At 47.0% G+C, this 15703-nt stretch carries 17 protein-coding genes; all 17 read left to right on the top strand.

Annotated features, from left to right (window positions below):
- Window positions 1-432: 432 nt before the first annotated feature.
- The 17 genes from ACWP87_RS10195 to rpiA all read left to right on the top strand — a co-directional run bounded on the left by ACWP87_RS10195 (window position 433) and on the right by rpiA (window position 15557).
- Window positions 433-2304, top strand: coding sequence for a BglG family transcription antiterminator (locus tag ACWP87_RS10195; RefSeq protein ID WP_015765088.1), 1872 nt, complete (start codon window positions 433-435; stop codon window positions 2302-2304).
- Window positions 2279-2635: a PRD domain-containing protein gene (locus tag ACWP87_RS10190; protein WP_005687739.1), complete on the top strand. Its 357-nt coding sequence runs from the start codon at window positions 2279-2281 to the stop codon at window positions 2633-2635. Before ACWP87_RS10195 ends, ACWP87_RS10190 begins: the two co-directional genes overlap by 26 nt.
- Before the next feature lie 86 nt (window positions 2636-2721).
- The gene (locus tag ACWP87_RS10185) at window positions 2722-3081 is read left to right on the top strand and encodes an SFCGS family glycine-rich protein (protein ID WP_005687737.1); all 360 of its coding nucleotides are present in this window, start codon (window positions 2722-2724) and stop codon (window positions 3079-3081) included.
- 15 nt (window positions 3082-3096) lie between these two features.
- Window positions 3097-3465 carry a DUF4312 family protein gene (locus ACWP87_RS10180; protein WP_005687734.1) on the top strand — a complete coding sequence of 123 codons (369 nt, stop codon included), beginning with the start codon at window positions 3097-3099 and terminating at the stop codon, window positions 3463-3465.
- Window position 3466: 1 nt separating this feature from the next.
- Complete coding sequence (locus tag ACWP87_RS10175) at window positions 3467-4246, top strand: DUF4311 domain-containing protein (RefSeq protein ID WP_005687733.1); 780 nt, start codon at window positions 3467-3469, stop codon at window positions 4244-4246.
- Window positions 4247-4260: 14 nt separating this feature from the next.
- The gene (locus tag ACWP87_RS10170) at window positions 4261-4956 is read left to right on the top strand and encodes a DUF4310 family protein (protein ID WP_005687731.1); all 696 of its coding nucleotides are present in this window, start codon (window positions 4261-4263) and stop codon (window positions 4954-4956) included.
- 276 nt (window positions 4957-5232) lie between these two features.
- Entirely contained in the window at window positions 5233-6354 is a 1122-nt protein-coding gene (locus tag ACWP87_RS10165) for an amidohydrolase/deacetylase family metallohydrolase (protein WP_005687730.1), read from the top strand.
- Window positions 6351-7451, top strand: a complete 1101-nt coding sequence (locus ACWP87_RS10160) for a DgaE family pyridoxal phosphate-dependent ammonia lyase (RefSeq protein WP_005687728.1) — start codon at window positions 6351-6353, stop codon at window positions 7449-7451. The genes ACWP87_RS10165 and ACWP87_RS10160 overlap by 4 nt, the downstream gene beginning before the upstream one ends.
- Before the next feature lie 14 nt (window positions 7452-7465).
- Window positions 7466-8230, top strand: a complete 765-nt coding sequence (gene dagF, locus ACWP87_RS10155) for a 2-dehydro-3-deoxy-phosphogluconate aldolase (protein ID WP_005687726.1) — start codon at window positions 7466-7468, stop codon at window positions 8228-8230.
- Window positions 8231-8465: 235 nt separating this feature from the next.
- On the top strand, window positions 8466-8585 hold the full coding sequence (locus ACWP87_RS10150) for a putative holin-like toxin (protein WP_005688430.1): 120 nt from the start codon (window positions 8466-8468) through the stop codon (window positions 8583-8585).
- Between the two features lie 625 nt (window positions 8586-9210).
- Complete coding sequence (locus ACWP87_RS10145; protein WP_005688252.1) at window positions 9211-9696, top strand: PTS sugar transporter subunit IIA; 486 nt, start codon at window positions 9211-9213, stop codon at window positions 9694-9696.
- 68 nt (window positions 9697-9764) lie between these two features.
- Window positions 9765-10508, top strand: a complete 744-nt coding sequence (locus ACWP87_RS10140) for a MurR/RpiR family transcriptional regulator (RefSeq protein WP_015765087.1) — start codon at window positions 9765-9767, stop codon at window positions 10506-10508.
- Window positions 10509-10589: 81 nt separating this feature from the next.
- The gene (locus ACWP87_RS10135; protein ID WP_005688254.1) at window positions 10590-10784 is read left to right on the top strand and encodes a hypothetical protein; all 195 of its coding nucleotides are present in this window, start codon (window positions 10590-10592) and stop codon (window positions 10782-10784) included.
- Between the two features lie 215 nt (window positions 10785-10999).
- A complete protein-coding gene (locus ACWP87_RS10130) occupies window positions 11000-12604 on the top strand; it encodes a PTS transporter subunit EIIC (protein ID WP_005688255.1) in 1605 nt (534 codons plus the stop codon).
- Window positions 12605-12615: 11 nt separating this feature from the next.
- The gene (locus ACWP87_RS10125; RefSeq protein ID WP_029943973.1) at window positions 12616-14001 is read left to right on the top strand and encodes a 6-phospho-alpha-glucosidase; all 1386 of its coding nucleotides are present in this window, start codon (window positions 12616-12618) and stop codon (window positions 13999-14001) included.
- A 301-nt stretch (window positions 14002-14302) separates the two neighbouring features.
- Window positions 14303-14602: a hypothetical protein gene (locus ACWP87_RS10120; RefSeq protein ID WP_005688258.1), complete on the top strand. Its 300-nt coding sequence runs from the start codon at window positions 14303-14305 to the stop codon at window positions 14600-14602.
- Between the two features lie 265 nt (window positions 14603-14867).
- Window positions 14868-15557 (top strand): ribose-5-phosphate isomerase RpiA, encoded by a 690-nt coding sequence (rpiA, locus tag ACWP87_RS10115; RefSeq protein WP_005688260.1) that lies wholly within the window; start codon window positions 14868-14870, stop codon window positions 15555-15557.
- Window positions 15558-15703 lie beyond the last annotated feature (146 nt).

Raw genomic sequence — 15703 nt, 5'->3', positions numbered from 1 at the left:
TTCAAAAACTTGATGTGGTTTATAAATTCAAAATCAGATAACAGTTGTATTTGAGGGTGTGAGAAACATATTTTTGCATGATTAAGTTCTTAATAATGTGAAAAGTGTCTGAACCTGTCTGGGCGATTGTTCCATATCAATACAGGCATAGTCAGCGTTTACTTATCATTTTAATCCCTATACATAAGCATTTTTATAAGGGTGAAAGTTAGCGGCATGAATACAGTCTTCGTTATAATTGGAACAGACCATTTTGCCATTGTTTGCCCGATCACATGCGATTGCACGATTAATCGTGCAATGATTGCGTATTGTTTCTTTTTAGAAAGCGCTTTAAAGTGACGGTGGAGGTTGGAAATGGACGGTGTGAATGGCGTGCTGGCAGGCGTCTGGCATCGTTGTGGCAAGTGGTTTTACGAGGGGGTGAACACGTTGCAATTGAGTACTCGGCAGCGGCAAATTGTGTTGCAGTTATTGAATGCTGAAGGGGTGGTGACATCTAAGCAGTTGGCAGAAGCCGTGGCGGTCAGTATTCGCACCGTGAAGTATGACTTGGCAGATATTCGTGAATGGCTTGCGTTGCACCATTCCAAACTCGAAAGCGCACCACGAAAAGGCGTCTGGATTGAAGCAAGCGTTGAAGATCGCATGGCACTGCGCGAGAAAATCGATGAGCAGTTGGCGGATAACTATTTGGCCCCGAATGAACGGATTATCCGCATGATTCTGATTTTGGCGCAAACAGGTGACTATACGACGCAACAGCAGCTTCAAGCGCGGGTGAATGTCAGTCAAACAACGGTGAATAACGATTTAAAGAAACTGGCAGCCTTTTTGCATCAAGTGAATGTGAAGCTCACGAGTAAGAATTATTATGGCTACAAACTCACGGGGACGGAGCTGGATATTCGCCGGTTGCTGGAACGCATTATCGCTCAGCAGTTGAATCGTAAGACGTTGATGGCGGAGCTGGTGGATTGCCTCAATGCCTTGGTTGAACCGAAACGGGCGCTCGTTTTGACGAGTGAGCCGACCTTTGATCATGCGTTTAATACGATCCTGAAAGCGGCGATTCAACTGGGAAAACAGGATCAGAAAATGCCTGATCCCAGCGCTTTGATCACGACCATGATTCGGCTTGCAATCGGCATTGTGCGCCAAGGGATTAATCAGCCGGTGAATAGTTATCATCGGATTGTGGAGCAAGGCGACAGCACCACGTTTACCGGGCAGTTGATTCTCAAAGCACTGGCGTTTTACAACTTGCCAGTTTGGGCCGACGACTTTGCTTATTACCTTGGAGCAGATGGTCAGAAGTTAACGGTGGCACAGAACGACAACTTTGTGGCTATGACGCACCGAATTATCCTGGCAGTTGGGGCGCTGGTTGATCACGATTTCAGTCACGACAGTCAACTTCAGGAAAATCTCTACCTGCACCTCAGCCAGTCGCTTGGCAAGGAGAATCAACTGCTTCAATACAGTCCGTTTACGCAGGACATCAAGCACGAATATCCGCAGTTGTTTGCAGCAATTGAAAAGACGGTGCATAAGGAGCTGGCCGCCTATCGCCCGATTTTGAACGATGCATTTGTGGCCTTTATCGCCTTGCATTTCATGGTATCGCTCAATCGGGACAGCCAACTGAAAACGGTGCGGGTCGCTTATATTTGTGCCACCGGTATTGGGATCACCAATCTGATTCAACAGCGCGTGGCTTCGGCGATACCCAACATTGAATTGGTCGGATTTGCCTCCATTGATGATGCACGGGCGCTGATTGCCCGCGAGCATCCTGAGCTGGTGATTAGCGTTTTCCCACTGAAGCATCTGGATGTGCAAGTCATTGAAGTCCAACCGTTGCCAAACGCGACTGATATTGCCGCTATCCGACGTGCGGTGGCCAAACGCTTGCAGGTGTCACTTGAACAACTCAAAGCAGAGCCGCCGGTAGTCCCGATTAAGCCTAAGCCTGATCTGGAAAAGCAGACGCAACAAACCATTCTGACCATGTTCAGTCTTTATTCAGAACTCAAGCGCCAGTTGCCAACCAAGATTGACCCGTATTATGCCGATGCGTTCATGATGCACGTCTTTTTAGCTGCCCAGCGCATTATGTTTGGCAAGCAGTACCAAGGAAAACCTAATCATGACGATGCCAAATTAGCTGGCACCGTGGAACGAATTTTTACCGATCATGGCCTTGCCATCAATCGCGCGGAAATCCATGCGATTCTTGAATATTTGAATTTAGGTCATGCTGTGTCTCAGAAGGGGGATGTCACCACTGGAAGCCGAAATTAAGCTACCTGTTGAAGTGCAAAAAATGATTGCCCAAAGCCAAGATCCACAGGCGGTTCAAGTGATTGTCAGTGACGTGATTCAGTTAGCCGAACAAGCGGATATTCATTTTACCGCGGTTCAGTTGCAAGTGTTAACGAATCATCTGATTGAAATGATCAACCGCTCAAAGTCAGGCGAACAGTTGCCGGCAGTCGATCCCCAAATGTTTGCGGAAGTCTCGAAAAAGTCGCTGGATTTAGCCGATCAAGTGGTTCGGCGCATCGGTCATTTGGCGGATGCGGAGAAGTATGTGTTATCGATTCACTTTGAAGCGGCGCAGAACAAGATTTGAAGTGGAGATATTTTACGATTGCAATTATCTCGTGTTAACTGGCGAAGATTCTAACCGCGCCAGTTCACGCTCAGGAGGAAGATATCATGGTTAAAGTAGTTATCGCAGATCGGATGGGTAAGGGTCAAAACGTTGCTAAAGGGGTTGAAGCCGCTGGTGGTACTGCCGTTGTGGTGCCTGGTATGGGGGCGGATATGCGTTTGGGTCAGGTGATGGATAAAGAAAAAGCCGATATGGGCATTAGCTTCTGTGGTTCCGGTGGTGCGGGGGCGATTACCGCGCATACGCAATATGGATGGCCGGAACGTCATGGCATGCGCTCGATTCAAGAAGGTGTGACTGCCATCGAGGAAGGCACTAAAGTTCTCGGTTTTGGCTTTATGGATCAAGAAGCGTTGGGTAAAGCACTGGTCGAAGCGTGGAACAAGAAGTATCCCGAAGCGTAAGGAGTGCGGTTATAAATGACAGTCGTCAATGAAACCAAACATCAAGTCGTCACGGTATCTGGCAAAGGTGAAACCAAGCAGCAAGCCTTTGCAGCCGCTTTTAGCAATATCCAAAAACAGCTGATTGGTGATACCGAAACTGCGATTTTGCGGATCGTTCCCGAAAAAGTCGAGCCGCTGAAACTGGTTAAGTCGAGTTATACGGAAAAGTTTCTGTTTTTCTTTTTTAAACGCACGCGTACCACTTATGCAGTGACACTGGCAGTGACAGTTGCAGTTACGGCGATTGACCTTGACGCTTTGGTTTTTGAAGACGTCGCGGCACCATCGCCGGATGCCATGTCATTGCCGAATCTAAAGAATATTTTGAAGGGTGTGAAATGAATTGCCAATTCTCACAATTTTATTCCAGTCCATCATTATTGGCGGATTGGTTGGTTTTGCGGCAGGGGTTGGGGCAGCACGGATGTTCACCGCGCCAAAGACACAAGCTTTGGGCGCGTTTCGAACACTGGGCGAAATGAACGCGGCAGAAGGCGATCCGGCTTCGCATTTTAGTTTCGGGTTGGGCTTCTTCTTCAATGCCTGGGCGTCAACGGTTGGGGCCGGCGCCTTTACGCAGGATATTACGCACCGTGTCATTCCGAACTGGGCGGCTGCTGGGTTACTGGTTAAAAATCGTAACGTTGAACAAACCATGCATAATCCTAAGAAAATGGGGATTGCCGGGGCGATTGCCGGTATCGTGGTCGTTGCTTTCTTGAATGTCACGTCCAGTTCGATTCCCGAATCGCTGCAAGTGACGGCGGTTAAAGTGCTTGTTCCGGCGGCGAATCAGTTGATTAACCTTGTCATGCCAATCTTATTCTGGTTGGCGGCAATTGATGCCGGTCGACGGTCAGGCCTGTTTGGAACCGTGTTTGGTGGTTTGTCGGCCATGATTATGGGTAATGCGGTACCAGGGGTGGTTTTAGGCATTCTTGTCGGTAAAGGTGTTGATGAACTAGGATGGACTCGAATTACGAAATCAATTTTGGTTGCGGCCATTTTGCTCTTCGTCTTATCAGGGTTCTTCCGCGGATTCGATCTCAACTTGCTGAAGTCCTTTAACTTAAATGCACCTGACTGGTTGTCGAATATTCATAACACGTTAAGCGGAAAGTAGAGGTGGATTGACTGATGGCGGATAAACAAGCTGTAGCAAATCAAGCACCAATTGAAGAAGAATTGAGAGAAGCCGCAGATCGTGATTTCTGGCATGCGGATTGGGGTTTTGTCGCGATTGTTGCAATGATGTCGGCAGGCGTTTTTGCCGGAACATCCATGTATTTTAATTATGGCGTTGGGGCCTTCAATGAAGTGGCGATTGTGGCCATGTTGAAAGCCGGCATGACCGGTGGCTCATATGGCGCAGCGGCGGCGTTTGGGGCAAGTTTCCTGTTTGCCCGGATTCTGGAAGGGTCACTTGTCGGCATTCTGGATCTTGGCGGTTCGATTTTGACAGGGGTCGGGATCGGGATTCCGGCGATCTTACTGTCGGTTGGCGCCAAGTCGCTGGTGTCAAACTTTGCCTTGGCGTTGTTAACTGGGGCGATTTTGGGCTTAATCATCGGGATGATCATTTTCCTGGTGCGGAAGTTCACGATTAACCAAAGCAATGCGACATTTGGTGCCGACGTTATGATGGGAGCCGGTAACCAAACGGGCCGCTTCCTTGGGCCGCTGATTATTCTCAGTGCCGTGACTGCCAGCATTCCGATTGGCATTGGCAGCACGGTCGGCGCAGCGTTGTTCTACGCTTGGAAAAAACCAATCCCAGGCGGTGCGATTATTGGCGCGATGATTATGGGATTCTTCTTCCCGGTGAAACTTTAAGAGCGTAAACTGGCGCGCTTAGAAACCGGAGCATAAGTGGCCTTAGACCGCCAATGACTGGTCTTTGGTCATTGGCGGTCTAAGGTCCTTATGTACAGGTTTCTGTGCCAGTTTGCGCGTTTCGGAGAGTGGCAGAAGAGCAAGATTTTGGAGAGCCTAGCACACTGGAGTAACCATTTTCATGTTCAGATTCCCCACTTGTTGACGCACTTCAAACTTCTCCAAGCGTTGCATCCAAAAATGGCTACAATCAAATCGAAAGGCAGGTAATCACTTGTGTTTGATGTCTTAATTAAGAACGGTAAAACAGAACGTGAACAGCCGATCGAGGTCGGCATTAATGGCGGCCGGATCGCTGCGGTAGCACCAAAACTGGAAGGAGCAGGCGGTCATCAGGAAATTGACTTACACCAGCAATCCTACGTCACGGCTGGGTGGATTGACGATCACGTGCATTGCTATGAAAAGCTATCTTTGTACTATGACGATCCCGATGAAGATGGGTACAAGGCCGGCGTAACAACCGTGATCGATGCGGGATCAACCGGTGCGGACAATATTCGGAGTTTTTACGACATTACACGCGCTAAAAAGACCAATGTTTACGCACTGATCAATATCGGTCGCACCGGTATTTTAGCGCAGGATGAGCTCGGAGACCTAGATAAAGTCAACAAGCAGGCGTTGTTTGATGTGGTTGCGGACTTACCTGATTTTATCGTCGGCATCAAGGCCCGTGAAAGCCATTCGGTGGTGATTGATAATGGCATCAAGCCACTATTGGCGGCAAGATCATATGCGGCTTTGCTCGGACATCTGCCGATTATGGTGCATGTCGGGGCCAATCCGCCTGAACTCAAAGATATTTTGCAGGCGATGGGCACGGGGGATGTTCTGACGCATGCTTATAACGGCAAGCCAAATGGGATGATTGATGAAAACGGTGAGATCAAGGAATTCGTCTATGATGCATATGACCGTGGGGTTGTTTTCGATGTGGGCCATGGGACAGATTCGTTTAATTTTAAAACCATGCAGATTGCCCGCGATCATGGCCTTGATCCTAAATCCTTGAGCACGGATATTTACCACCGCAATCGTGAAAATGGTCCCGTTTATGACATGGCGACGACGATGGAAAAGATGTTGCTGCTCGGCTATACCTTACCAGAAGTTATTCGGATGGTGACTTTTGCACCGGCGGACACCTTCCATCTTTTGAATAAAGGCCGGTTGCGACCAGGAAAAGATGCGGACGTGACCATTTTTAACCTAACAAAAGGTGATAAGGTATTAACGGATTCTAATGGCAACACAAAAACCGGCCAGCAACTCATCGCGCCAATTTACACAGTTGTTGGCGGGGCGGTTTACGATTTGGAGGAACAACACGCATGACAGATTATTACAGCACTTACGATTTGAAGCACGTGATCAACGCTAGCGGTAAAATGACCATTCTGGGCGTTTCCAAAGTCCCGGAGGCCGCGATTCAGGCGCAGCAGTTTGGGGATACCCACTTTTTTGAAATGAAGGATCTGGTTGATAAAACTGGCGCGTACATTGCCAAAAAACTGGGAACTGAAGGCGCTGTGGTGGTGAACTCAGCGTCGGCCGGGATTGCTGAAGCTGTTGCCGGAATTATCGGTGAAGGTAGTAAGTATCATGTTTATCATCCGTTTTCTTCGCGGTATACCAAGCGTGAAATCATTTTGCCTAAGGGACAGAATGTTGATTATGGCACGCCGGAAGAAGTCATGATTGAACTCGGCGGCGGTCAGGTAGTTGAGGCCGGGTATGCCAATATGTGCACGCCGGAACATGTGGAGATGATGATCACAGCCAACACTGCAGCAATTTTCTATGTGAAAAGTCATCACGCGGTGCAAAAAAGCATGCTGACAATTCAGGAAGCCTTGGAGATTGCTCATCGCCACGATCTTCCGTTGATTCTCGATGCTGCGGCGGAAGAGGATTTGCACAAGTATGTCGAAATGGGCGTTGACGTGGTGCTGTTTTCTGGGGCCAAGGCGATTGAAGGCCCAGCGTCAGGCTTGGTTTTCGGCAAGGAGCCGTATATCGGTTGGACGAAACTGCAAGGACTTGGGATTGGCCGGGCCATGAAAATCGGCAAGGAAAATCTGCTCGGGTTTACCACCGCACTTAGCCAATATCTGGATCACGGTCCAGAGTCCGGTGACGCGATGAAGAAGCGGCTACACCCATTCGTGGCCGCTTTGAATGAGGTGTCACACCTGAACGTGAAGGAAGTCCAAGATGGCGCCGGACGCCCGATTTTCCGGGCCGCGGTGACGGTAGAAGCCTCCAGTCCCAAGAATGCCAAGCAGGTTACAGCCGAACTAAAGGTAGGGGATCCGGCTATCTACACGCGCGAATATCGGGCTAATGAAGGGATCATCGAATTCGATATTCGTGCCGTTGATCAAGCGGAAATGGACCTGATCGTCAATCGTCTCAAAGAAATTCTCGCATAGAAAGGTTGTCTTCCATGAACTTAACCCCAAACTATTATAAAAATCGTGTCGCTCTAAATGTGCTCGCTGGTTCCGTCGACAATGCCAAAGACATCTATGAAGCTGCGGAAGGCCATGTGGTGGTCGGCGTTTTGACCAAGAACTACGCAACCGATGAAGCGGCGATTGAAGATATGAAAAAATATCAAGCCGTGACCGCTAATGGGTTATCGGTTGGCTTAGGCGCAGGCGACCCGAATCAAAGCGCCATGGTGAGTCGGGTTTCGCAAGTCTTGCAACCCCAACACGTTAATCAAGTTTTCACCGGCGTTGGTACCAGTCGCGCACTTTTAGGCCAAAATGAGACCGTCATTAATGGCTTGGTCTCACCAACTGGCAAAGTCGGCATCGTTAATCTTGCCACTGGACCGAAGAGCAGCCAAAAGCCGGCCGCAGAAGTTCCGGTTGAAACCGCCATTGCCCTATTGCAAGACATGGGCGGCACCAGCTTCAAATTCTTCCCCATGGGCGGCTTGAAGCATGAAGCCGAATTCCGCGCAGTGGCTAAAGCTTGTGCCGCGGAAGGTTTTAACCTCGAACCTACTGGCGGCATTGACTTGGATAATTACGAAGCGATTCTCCAAATTGCCTTGGATGCCGGCGTTAAACAGGTGATCCCGCATGTTTACAGTTCGATCATTGACAAGGCAACTGGCCTGACGCGACCGGAAGACGTGGCCAAGCTGTGGGAGATGACCAAGCGACTGGTGGATGCGAGTGAGCTGGTTGCGGCGGATTAGTGACTGAGGTTTAACTCTTGGCTGTGAGGCTCCAGGGCTAACGCTGTTTGATATATCAGAAAGTACAATCCAAATATTAAAAAACGCCTGAAATCATTGAGATAGCAGGCGTTTTGACGTTTTGTATGGCATAATGAACAAGACAAGAAAGTGAATGACGGTTGGCAAATCCAACGTATTGTGAGGTGGTCGCCTATGCGCGATGATCAAAATCTATACGGAAGGAGGTGCCTAGTTGTCTGTTGCTGATGCGTTGATGCTGATGCTGGTCTTCGGTGATTTCTTATTATCGTTGATTGCGCTGATCATCACCATTATGCTGATAATACAAGACAATCAAAAAGACCGTCGCTAATCTTTTGGAGAAGATGACGGTCTTTTGATTAGTCAACTTAATGCCAACCGTCTTGAACGGTCTTGTCAGGGGAGTATCGGCAGCCACCGATGCTCCCTTTCGTGTTTTATTATAGCATGGTGCCATTGGAGGTAGCAATCCTAGACAATCAAAAAGACCGTCGCTAATCTTTTGGAGAAGATGACGGTCTTTTGATTGCAAATCTTATGTCAACCGTCTTGAACGGTTTTCGCGTTTTATTATAGCATGGTGCCATTGAAGGTAGCAATCCTAGACAATCAAAAAGACCGTCGATAACCTTTTGACGAAGGCGACGATCCTTTGATTGTTCAACTTAATGTCAACCGTCTTGAACGGTCTTGTCAGGGGAGTATTGGTGGACGCCTATACTCCCTTTCGAGCATGGAGCTTTTGGAAATAGTAATAGTAGACAATCAAAAAGACCGTCCATAATCTTTTGACTGAAATAATGATAGCATGCTTCAAATAGTCATCGCAATGTTTTTGCTTGGCGTATTTCCCAGCTGAGAAACCGTTTACATATTTCTCCTTTTTCCTGTACAATAAAAAATAACGCCCGTGAACTTGCAGGGTTTCAGTTAAATTCAGAAGGGGATGGCGATTAATGTTCGGGTTGTTCAAAAAAGAAAAGCGTGACGTTTTCACTGCACCGGTGACAGGCGAGTTAATGCCGTTGGAGGCGCTCAAAGATGGCGTTTTTTCGGAAAAGATGATGGGCGATGGGTATGCAGTTGCGCCCGAAGAAGGGCTAGTTTATGCGCCAATTTCAGGCGTCATCAGCTCGGTTTTCCCGACGAAACATGCCATTGGAATTACATCCGTAGCAGGACTTGAAGTGTTAGTCCACATGGGATTGGATACGGTTGAGATGGACGGGGAACCGTTTGAGACTAAGATTGCGGCGGGGGATGAAGTTCAGGCGGGTGATGTTTTGTCGCAAGTCGATATTGCCGCGATTAAAGCCTCAAATCGTGACCCGGCTGTGGTGGTTGTGTTTACAAATATGGATAAGGTGAAAGCGTTCGATGCGATTAAAGCGGGGCCGGTTGCGCATGGCGATCAGGTTACGACATTGACGTATGCCGATTGAACATTTTCACTTGCGCAGGATTGGTTGTTAAATCAGCATGACGAACAATGAAAAGATCGCTGACAATTGTGAAACTAGAAAAGCTGGTTGCGGGGAAGAATTTGACGGAGACTGAGTTCACGGTTTTGCGGTATCTGGTGGCCAACATTGACCGTGTGTTAGATCTGGGCGTACGCGGCGTGGCGAAAGCGAATTACACATCGGCCACGACCGTCATGCGGTTAGCACACAAAATGGGTTATCGCGGTTTCGTAGAGATGCAGTATAAGTTGATGACAATGTTGCGTCATGGCGAGGCCGGCATGCAACCCGTTGACGCTACTGAGGATCCGTTGCAATCAGCGGTGCTTGATCAAAATGATGCGACGACCATTCGCGCAGTGGCTCAACAAATCGCGGCGGTTGAAAGTCAATATTTGTACCTGTATGCGGCTGGTTTTTCAGGCGTAATTGGGCAGTATATGTTTAAAAAATTTCAGATTCTAGGTAAGCGGTGTTTTTTCTCAACCCCAGGTGATTCGGCTGCGTTGTTGGAGAATTATTTAGAGGATTTGGGATTGTTTATCGTTGTTTCAAAGTCTGGCGAGACGCAGAGTGTGATTGATAAAGCGGCTTTAGTCAGCAGTTTGCCGGTTCCCGTTGTTGCCTTCACTGGTAACGCAGACAGTACATTGGCTAAAATGGCTGACTGGACGCTTAAAGTCGCGGATGATTTTCCACTGGATGAGTTAAATCAACGGGCATCGCTGTTTTACCCGCAGATGCTGGCCTTGTTTGAGCTGGAGATCGGCGAGGTGGAGAAACTGAATTAGCTGCACCATCATTGCAACAAGTCTTGCATGAACAGAAACAATGGCATACCCTGAAATAAAGTTTTGAAGGGGTGAGTGCGAGTGGCCAGTTCCCAAGATCAGAAGCGCGTTGTCACTGCCAGTATTGTTGTATCTGTCGTCGTTGGTCTGTTTGGTTATTTTGCTGAAATTTTTGGCATTGAATCAGTGTGGCTATTGCTGTTATGTCCAGTCATTGCAGGATTGGTTTCAGGTTTGACGTTTTATATCGGGCGCTTGAAAGACAAAAAGCTTTAAGTGGATATCGAACAATTATAGTGTAGAGAAAGGCTGTACGTGAAAAACGTATGGCTTTTTATTTGGCTTTCATGAGCTGAATGGAACCTGTTCCAAGCGAGCGTAACGCGTTCCCAATGACTTTGAAAGGGTTTTCATACCACCGATACTTTGTTAAGTTTAAACCAGCAACGATATCAGGTTACTAAATATGCCTATCGGAGAGGTGAAAAGGGATGAAGCAAAAGGTCATGGATGGCTTACAGCGATTTTCAAAGGCAATGTTTGTGCCGGTGCTAATTCTACCGATTGCGGGTATTTTGATCGCGATCGGCAATATCTTTACGAATCAAAAATTGCTTGAAGTTGTCCCATTTATGAATAATCCAGTGACCAAGGGCTTTGGTTTGATTTTGTCGGGGTCATTGGTGTCAATTCTGACCAATCTTGGGGTGATTTTCTGTGTGGGGTTAGCGGTTGGTTTGGCGAAGAAGAAAAAAGCAGAGGCCGGATTCACGGCTTTGCTGACTTTCTTAGTTTTCATCAATGCCATGAATAAGTTTATGGAGCTGCGGGGAATTCTTTCCAAAGCTGAGAATCTTCAAGGAACCGGCCAGGCAGCGGTGCTTGGGGTTCAGATTCTGGATATGGGCGTTTTTCTGGGCATTATTCTCGGTATTACGTTTGGTTATATCCATAACAAATTTGTTGATACTGAATTCCACAGTGCATTTCAGATTTATGGTGGCAGTCGTTTTGTCTTTATTGTACTGATTCCGGTGACGGTTTTATTGGCAGTCGCACTGACCTATGTGTGGCCATTCATCCAAATGGGTATTTCCGGTTTGGGCCACGTAATTAATCAGACCGGTAACTTTGGGTTATTCCTTTATGGGTCACTGGAACGATTGCTGATTCCGACCGGCTTACACCACCTCATTTACACGCCGTTTCTTTATACCTCGCTTGGTGGGGTTGAAGAAATCGGTGGTCACATTTTTGAAGGTGCCAGAAATATTTATTACGCGGAGATGGCCGATCCTGGTATTCACCTACTATCGCGCTCGGTTATCTGGGATGCACGTGGTATTTCGAAAATGTTTGGCTTGATCGGCGCATGTTTAGCGATGTATCAAATGGCGAAACCGGAAAACAAGAATAAAGTCAAGGCAATCCTAATTCCTGCAGTTGTGACTTCTTTCTTAGCTGGTGTCACCGAACCAATCGAGTTTTCGTTCATGTTCATTGCCCCGTTACTGTTTGTCGTTCATGCTGGGCTGAGCGGTTTGAGCATGGTCGTCTTGAACCTCCTTAACGTTCGGGCAATTGGACCAAATGGCTTCCTTGATTTTCTACTGTATAACCTGCCACTGGGTATCGGAAAAACTCACTGGCCGATGTATATACTCGTCGGGATTGCCTTCTTCTTCATCTATTACTTTACGTTCAGGTTTTTGATTGGACGATTCAATTTGAAAACCATTGGGCGTGAGCAAGATACCGAAGAAACCAAACTTTATAGTAAAGCCGATTATCAGGCGAAGAAGCAAACGCCACCTGTACAAATTCCCAAAGGTTCCCAAGATGTGCCAGTCGCGACCATTATTGAAGCACTTGGTGGAGCGGACAACTTTGAAAGTGTGACGAATTGTTATACCCGCTTGCGAACGGTTTTAAAAGATCCTGATCTGGTTGATGAAGCGACATTAAAGAATGTTACCGGCGCCAGTGGGGTGATCAAAAAAGGCAACAATGTCCATGTTGTCTACGGATTAGCAGTCACTAAAGTACGGACCGCGGTGGATGCAGCATTAGGGTTCGACAAAGCAGAAGTTGAATAGGAGAGTTTATGATGACTAAGACTAAGAAGTTTTCTATTGTGATTGCAGGCGGAGGCAGTACTTATACAGCAGGTATTGTCATGATGCTGCTGGAAAATGCGGATCGTTTTCCGTTACGGGCTTTGAAACTGTACGACATTGACGAAGCCCGCCAAGCGATAATTGCAAAGGCGATCGCCATTGAATTAAAGGAAAAAGCACCTAATATCGAGTTTACTTGGACGACTGATCCCCAAACCGCCTTTACCGATGTTGACTTCTGTTTTGCACACATTCGCTCTGGTGGCTACAAGATGCGGGAACAGGATGAAAAGATTCCATTGAAGCATCACGTTGTCGGACAAGAAACCTGTGGCCCAGGCGGAATTGCCTATGGGATGCGCAGTATCGGCGACATCATTGAACTCATTGACTTTATGGAACGGTATTCACCGGATTGTTGGATGCTAAATTATTCCAATCCAGCATCGATTGTGGCCGAAGCATGTCGCCGGCTGCGGCCAAATGCCAAAATTTTGAATATTTGTGATATGCCGGTTGGAACTCAGCGGCGGATGTCACAAATTGTTGGCTTACAACCAGAAGATTTAGAGGTGCGCTATTTTGGCATGAATCATTTTGGCTGGTGGACGAGTGTCAAGGATAAAGCCGGCCATGAATATTTACCACAGATTCGAGACTATGTAGCGCATCACGGTTATCTGACCCAAGTAGAAGTGGACACGCAGCACATGGATGCGAGTTGGCAGGCGACCTACAAAAAAGCTCAGGATCTGCTTGCAGTGGATCCTAACTATCTGCCAAATACGTACCTCAAGTATTATTTATACCCAGATTATGTTGTTGCCCATTCTGATCCTGAATACACACGCGCTAATGAGGTTGAGGACGGTCGAGAAAAACGAGTTTTCACGGCAGCACAAAAGATCATTGACGCGGGTACGAGTGAGGTCGGCGCGTTTCCAATCGACAGTCACGCCTCATTTATCGTGGATCTTGCCTGTGCAATTGCCTTTAATACACATGAACGCATGTTGCTCATTGTGGAAAATAATGGCGCAATCGCCAATATTGATGACGACATCATGGTGGAAGTGCCTTGTATCGTCGGAAAAGATGGTGCCGAACCGTTAACGCAAGGGAAAATTCCACTGTTTCAGCGCGGGATGATCCTTAATCAGGCGATGGTAGAGAAGCTGGTAGTGGACGCTTGGATTCATCATGATTATCAGGAACTCTGGCAGGCACTTACGCTATCGAAGACGTTGCCTAGTGCGCAAGTGGCAAAAGAAGTGCTGGACGATCTGATTGTGGCGAATCGAGAGTACTGGCCTGAATTGCGGCATGCTGATCATGAGGTCCATTTGATGAGTGAAAGTATGATGAGTGAAGCTTAATAATTACCTGATAAGTAGTCTCAAAACAAAAACTAATACCCATTCCCTTAACTAAGGGTTTGACGGTATTAGTTTTTTGCCATTTAAAACCCTGCTTATATTGACAAAACAAGGCTTTGGGAATAATCTAAAATTCGTAAATCGTAATGATTACGATTTACGAATTTTAGTCTGAAGGATGTGAGTCAACGCCTTTTAATCAGTGGTTGCAGAATGCGTCAACACTCAACCGATCAGTGTAGTTGCTTACTTTTTCGTTGGCCCCATCGAAAAAGTAACAAATGCGAGGGAGACTTGATTGATGAAAGATTTATTGATAAAACACCAGCTTGAAGAATGCCATCCGATTCGTGAATATAAGGCACAGACGATTCTAAAAGTCTTATCAATGGCTAAAAAACGAAATGACTGTAATGCTAAGATAAGGGCTTTACGTCAGGCAAACCAACAGACGAATGATATCGTGGATCAGATTTTAGCCGAAATTAAGAAAGACCGGACAGCTTTTTGTAGGGAGCATTGCGGGCTTTATCAACTACGCGAGCAACGGGTCAATCATATTCTGAATACGCTAACCACTGAGCAAAAACAGGCTATATAAAAGCTATACCCGGTTTGATAAGGTAAGTCTTTTTTGCATCCCCTTGACGGAGTTGCTTTTGATCAGGCCTATTATTGACCTAAATGCCCTTTTTGCTTTGAACTTTTACTTATAGGTTGTCGAGTAGTGTTTGTGAAAAAGCATTAACTAATGCAGATTACGGTTAAACATGCAAAATGTCAATTTGTCATTTTCTTCACAAACCACCATTTGCCGTTCGTTTCATATTATAATGAAGACAACAAAGCGAAAAGGATGGTTAGCTATGGACCAAGATAAGTTGAAACAAGAAGCCGCTCAAAAGGCAGCGGAGTTTGTTGAAGACGGGATGACAATTGGCTTGGGAACGGGTTCCACAGTCTTTTATCTTGTTGAAGCCATCGCTCAGCGGATTAAAGAAGAGCATCTTAGTTTAACCGGCGTTGCCACCAGTGTCCGGACGCAAAAACAGGCAGAATCGTTGGAAATTCCGATGAAAGCACTGGACGATGTGGATAAAATTGATCTGACCATTGACGGTGCCGATGAAGTCGACAAGCACTTTCAAGGCATTAAAGGCGGTGGCCGTTCTCACTTAATCGAAAAGATTGTCGCGATTAATTCGGCACGTAATATTTGGATCGTGGACGAAACCAAACTGGTGGACACACTTGGAAAGTTTCCGTTGCCGCTAGAAGTGATTCCGTTTGGTAGTGGCAAGCTGTTACAGCGGTTGGCGGATGAAGGCCTGAAACCAGCTTATCGTTTGAATGAGGATGGCAGCAAAGCTTTGACGGATTCTAAGAATTACATTATCGATCTGCATCTTGGCCGGATCGAACACCCGCATTTGTTGGCGGAATGGCTCAATAAGCAGGTTGGGATTGTCGAACACGGCTTGTTCCTTGATCTGGTTAAAACGGTGGTTGTCGGAACAACGCATGGTCCGGAGATTTTGGATGCCCATCGCGGTTAGGGCTTTTTATAAGATAGGTACGTACTAGAGGAATCAAATTTGTCTCTTTTAAGTTGGGTAGCCATTGTCGGTAAACTGGAGAAACGTTAAAGTTCTAGAACAATTAAAAGGCTAGTACAAAACGATACACAAAACCCCCGCAGCCT

The organism is Lacticaseibacillus sp. 22 (genome assembly GCF_055413445.1).
This window is presented reverse-complemented; position numbering and strand designations above follow the sequence as displayed.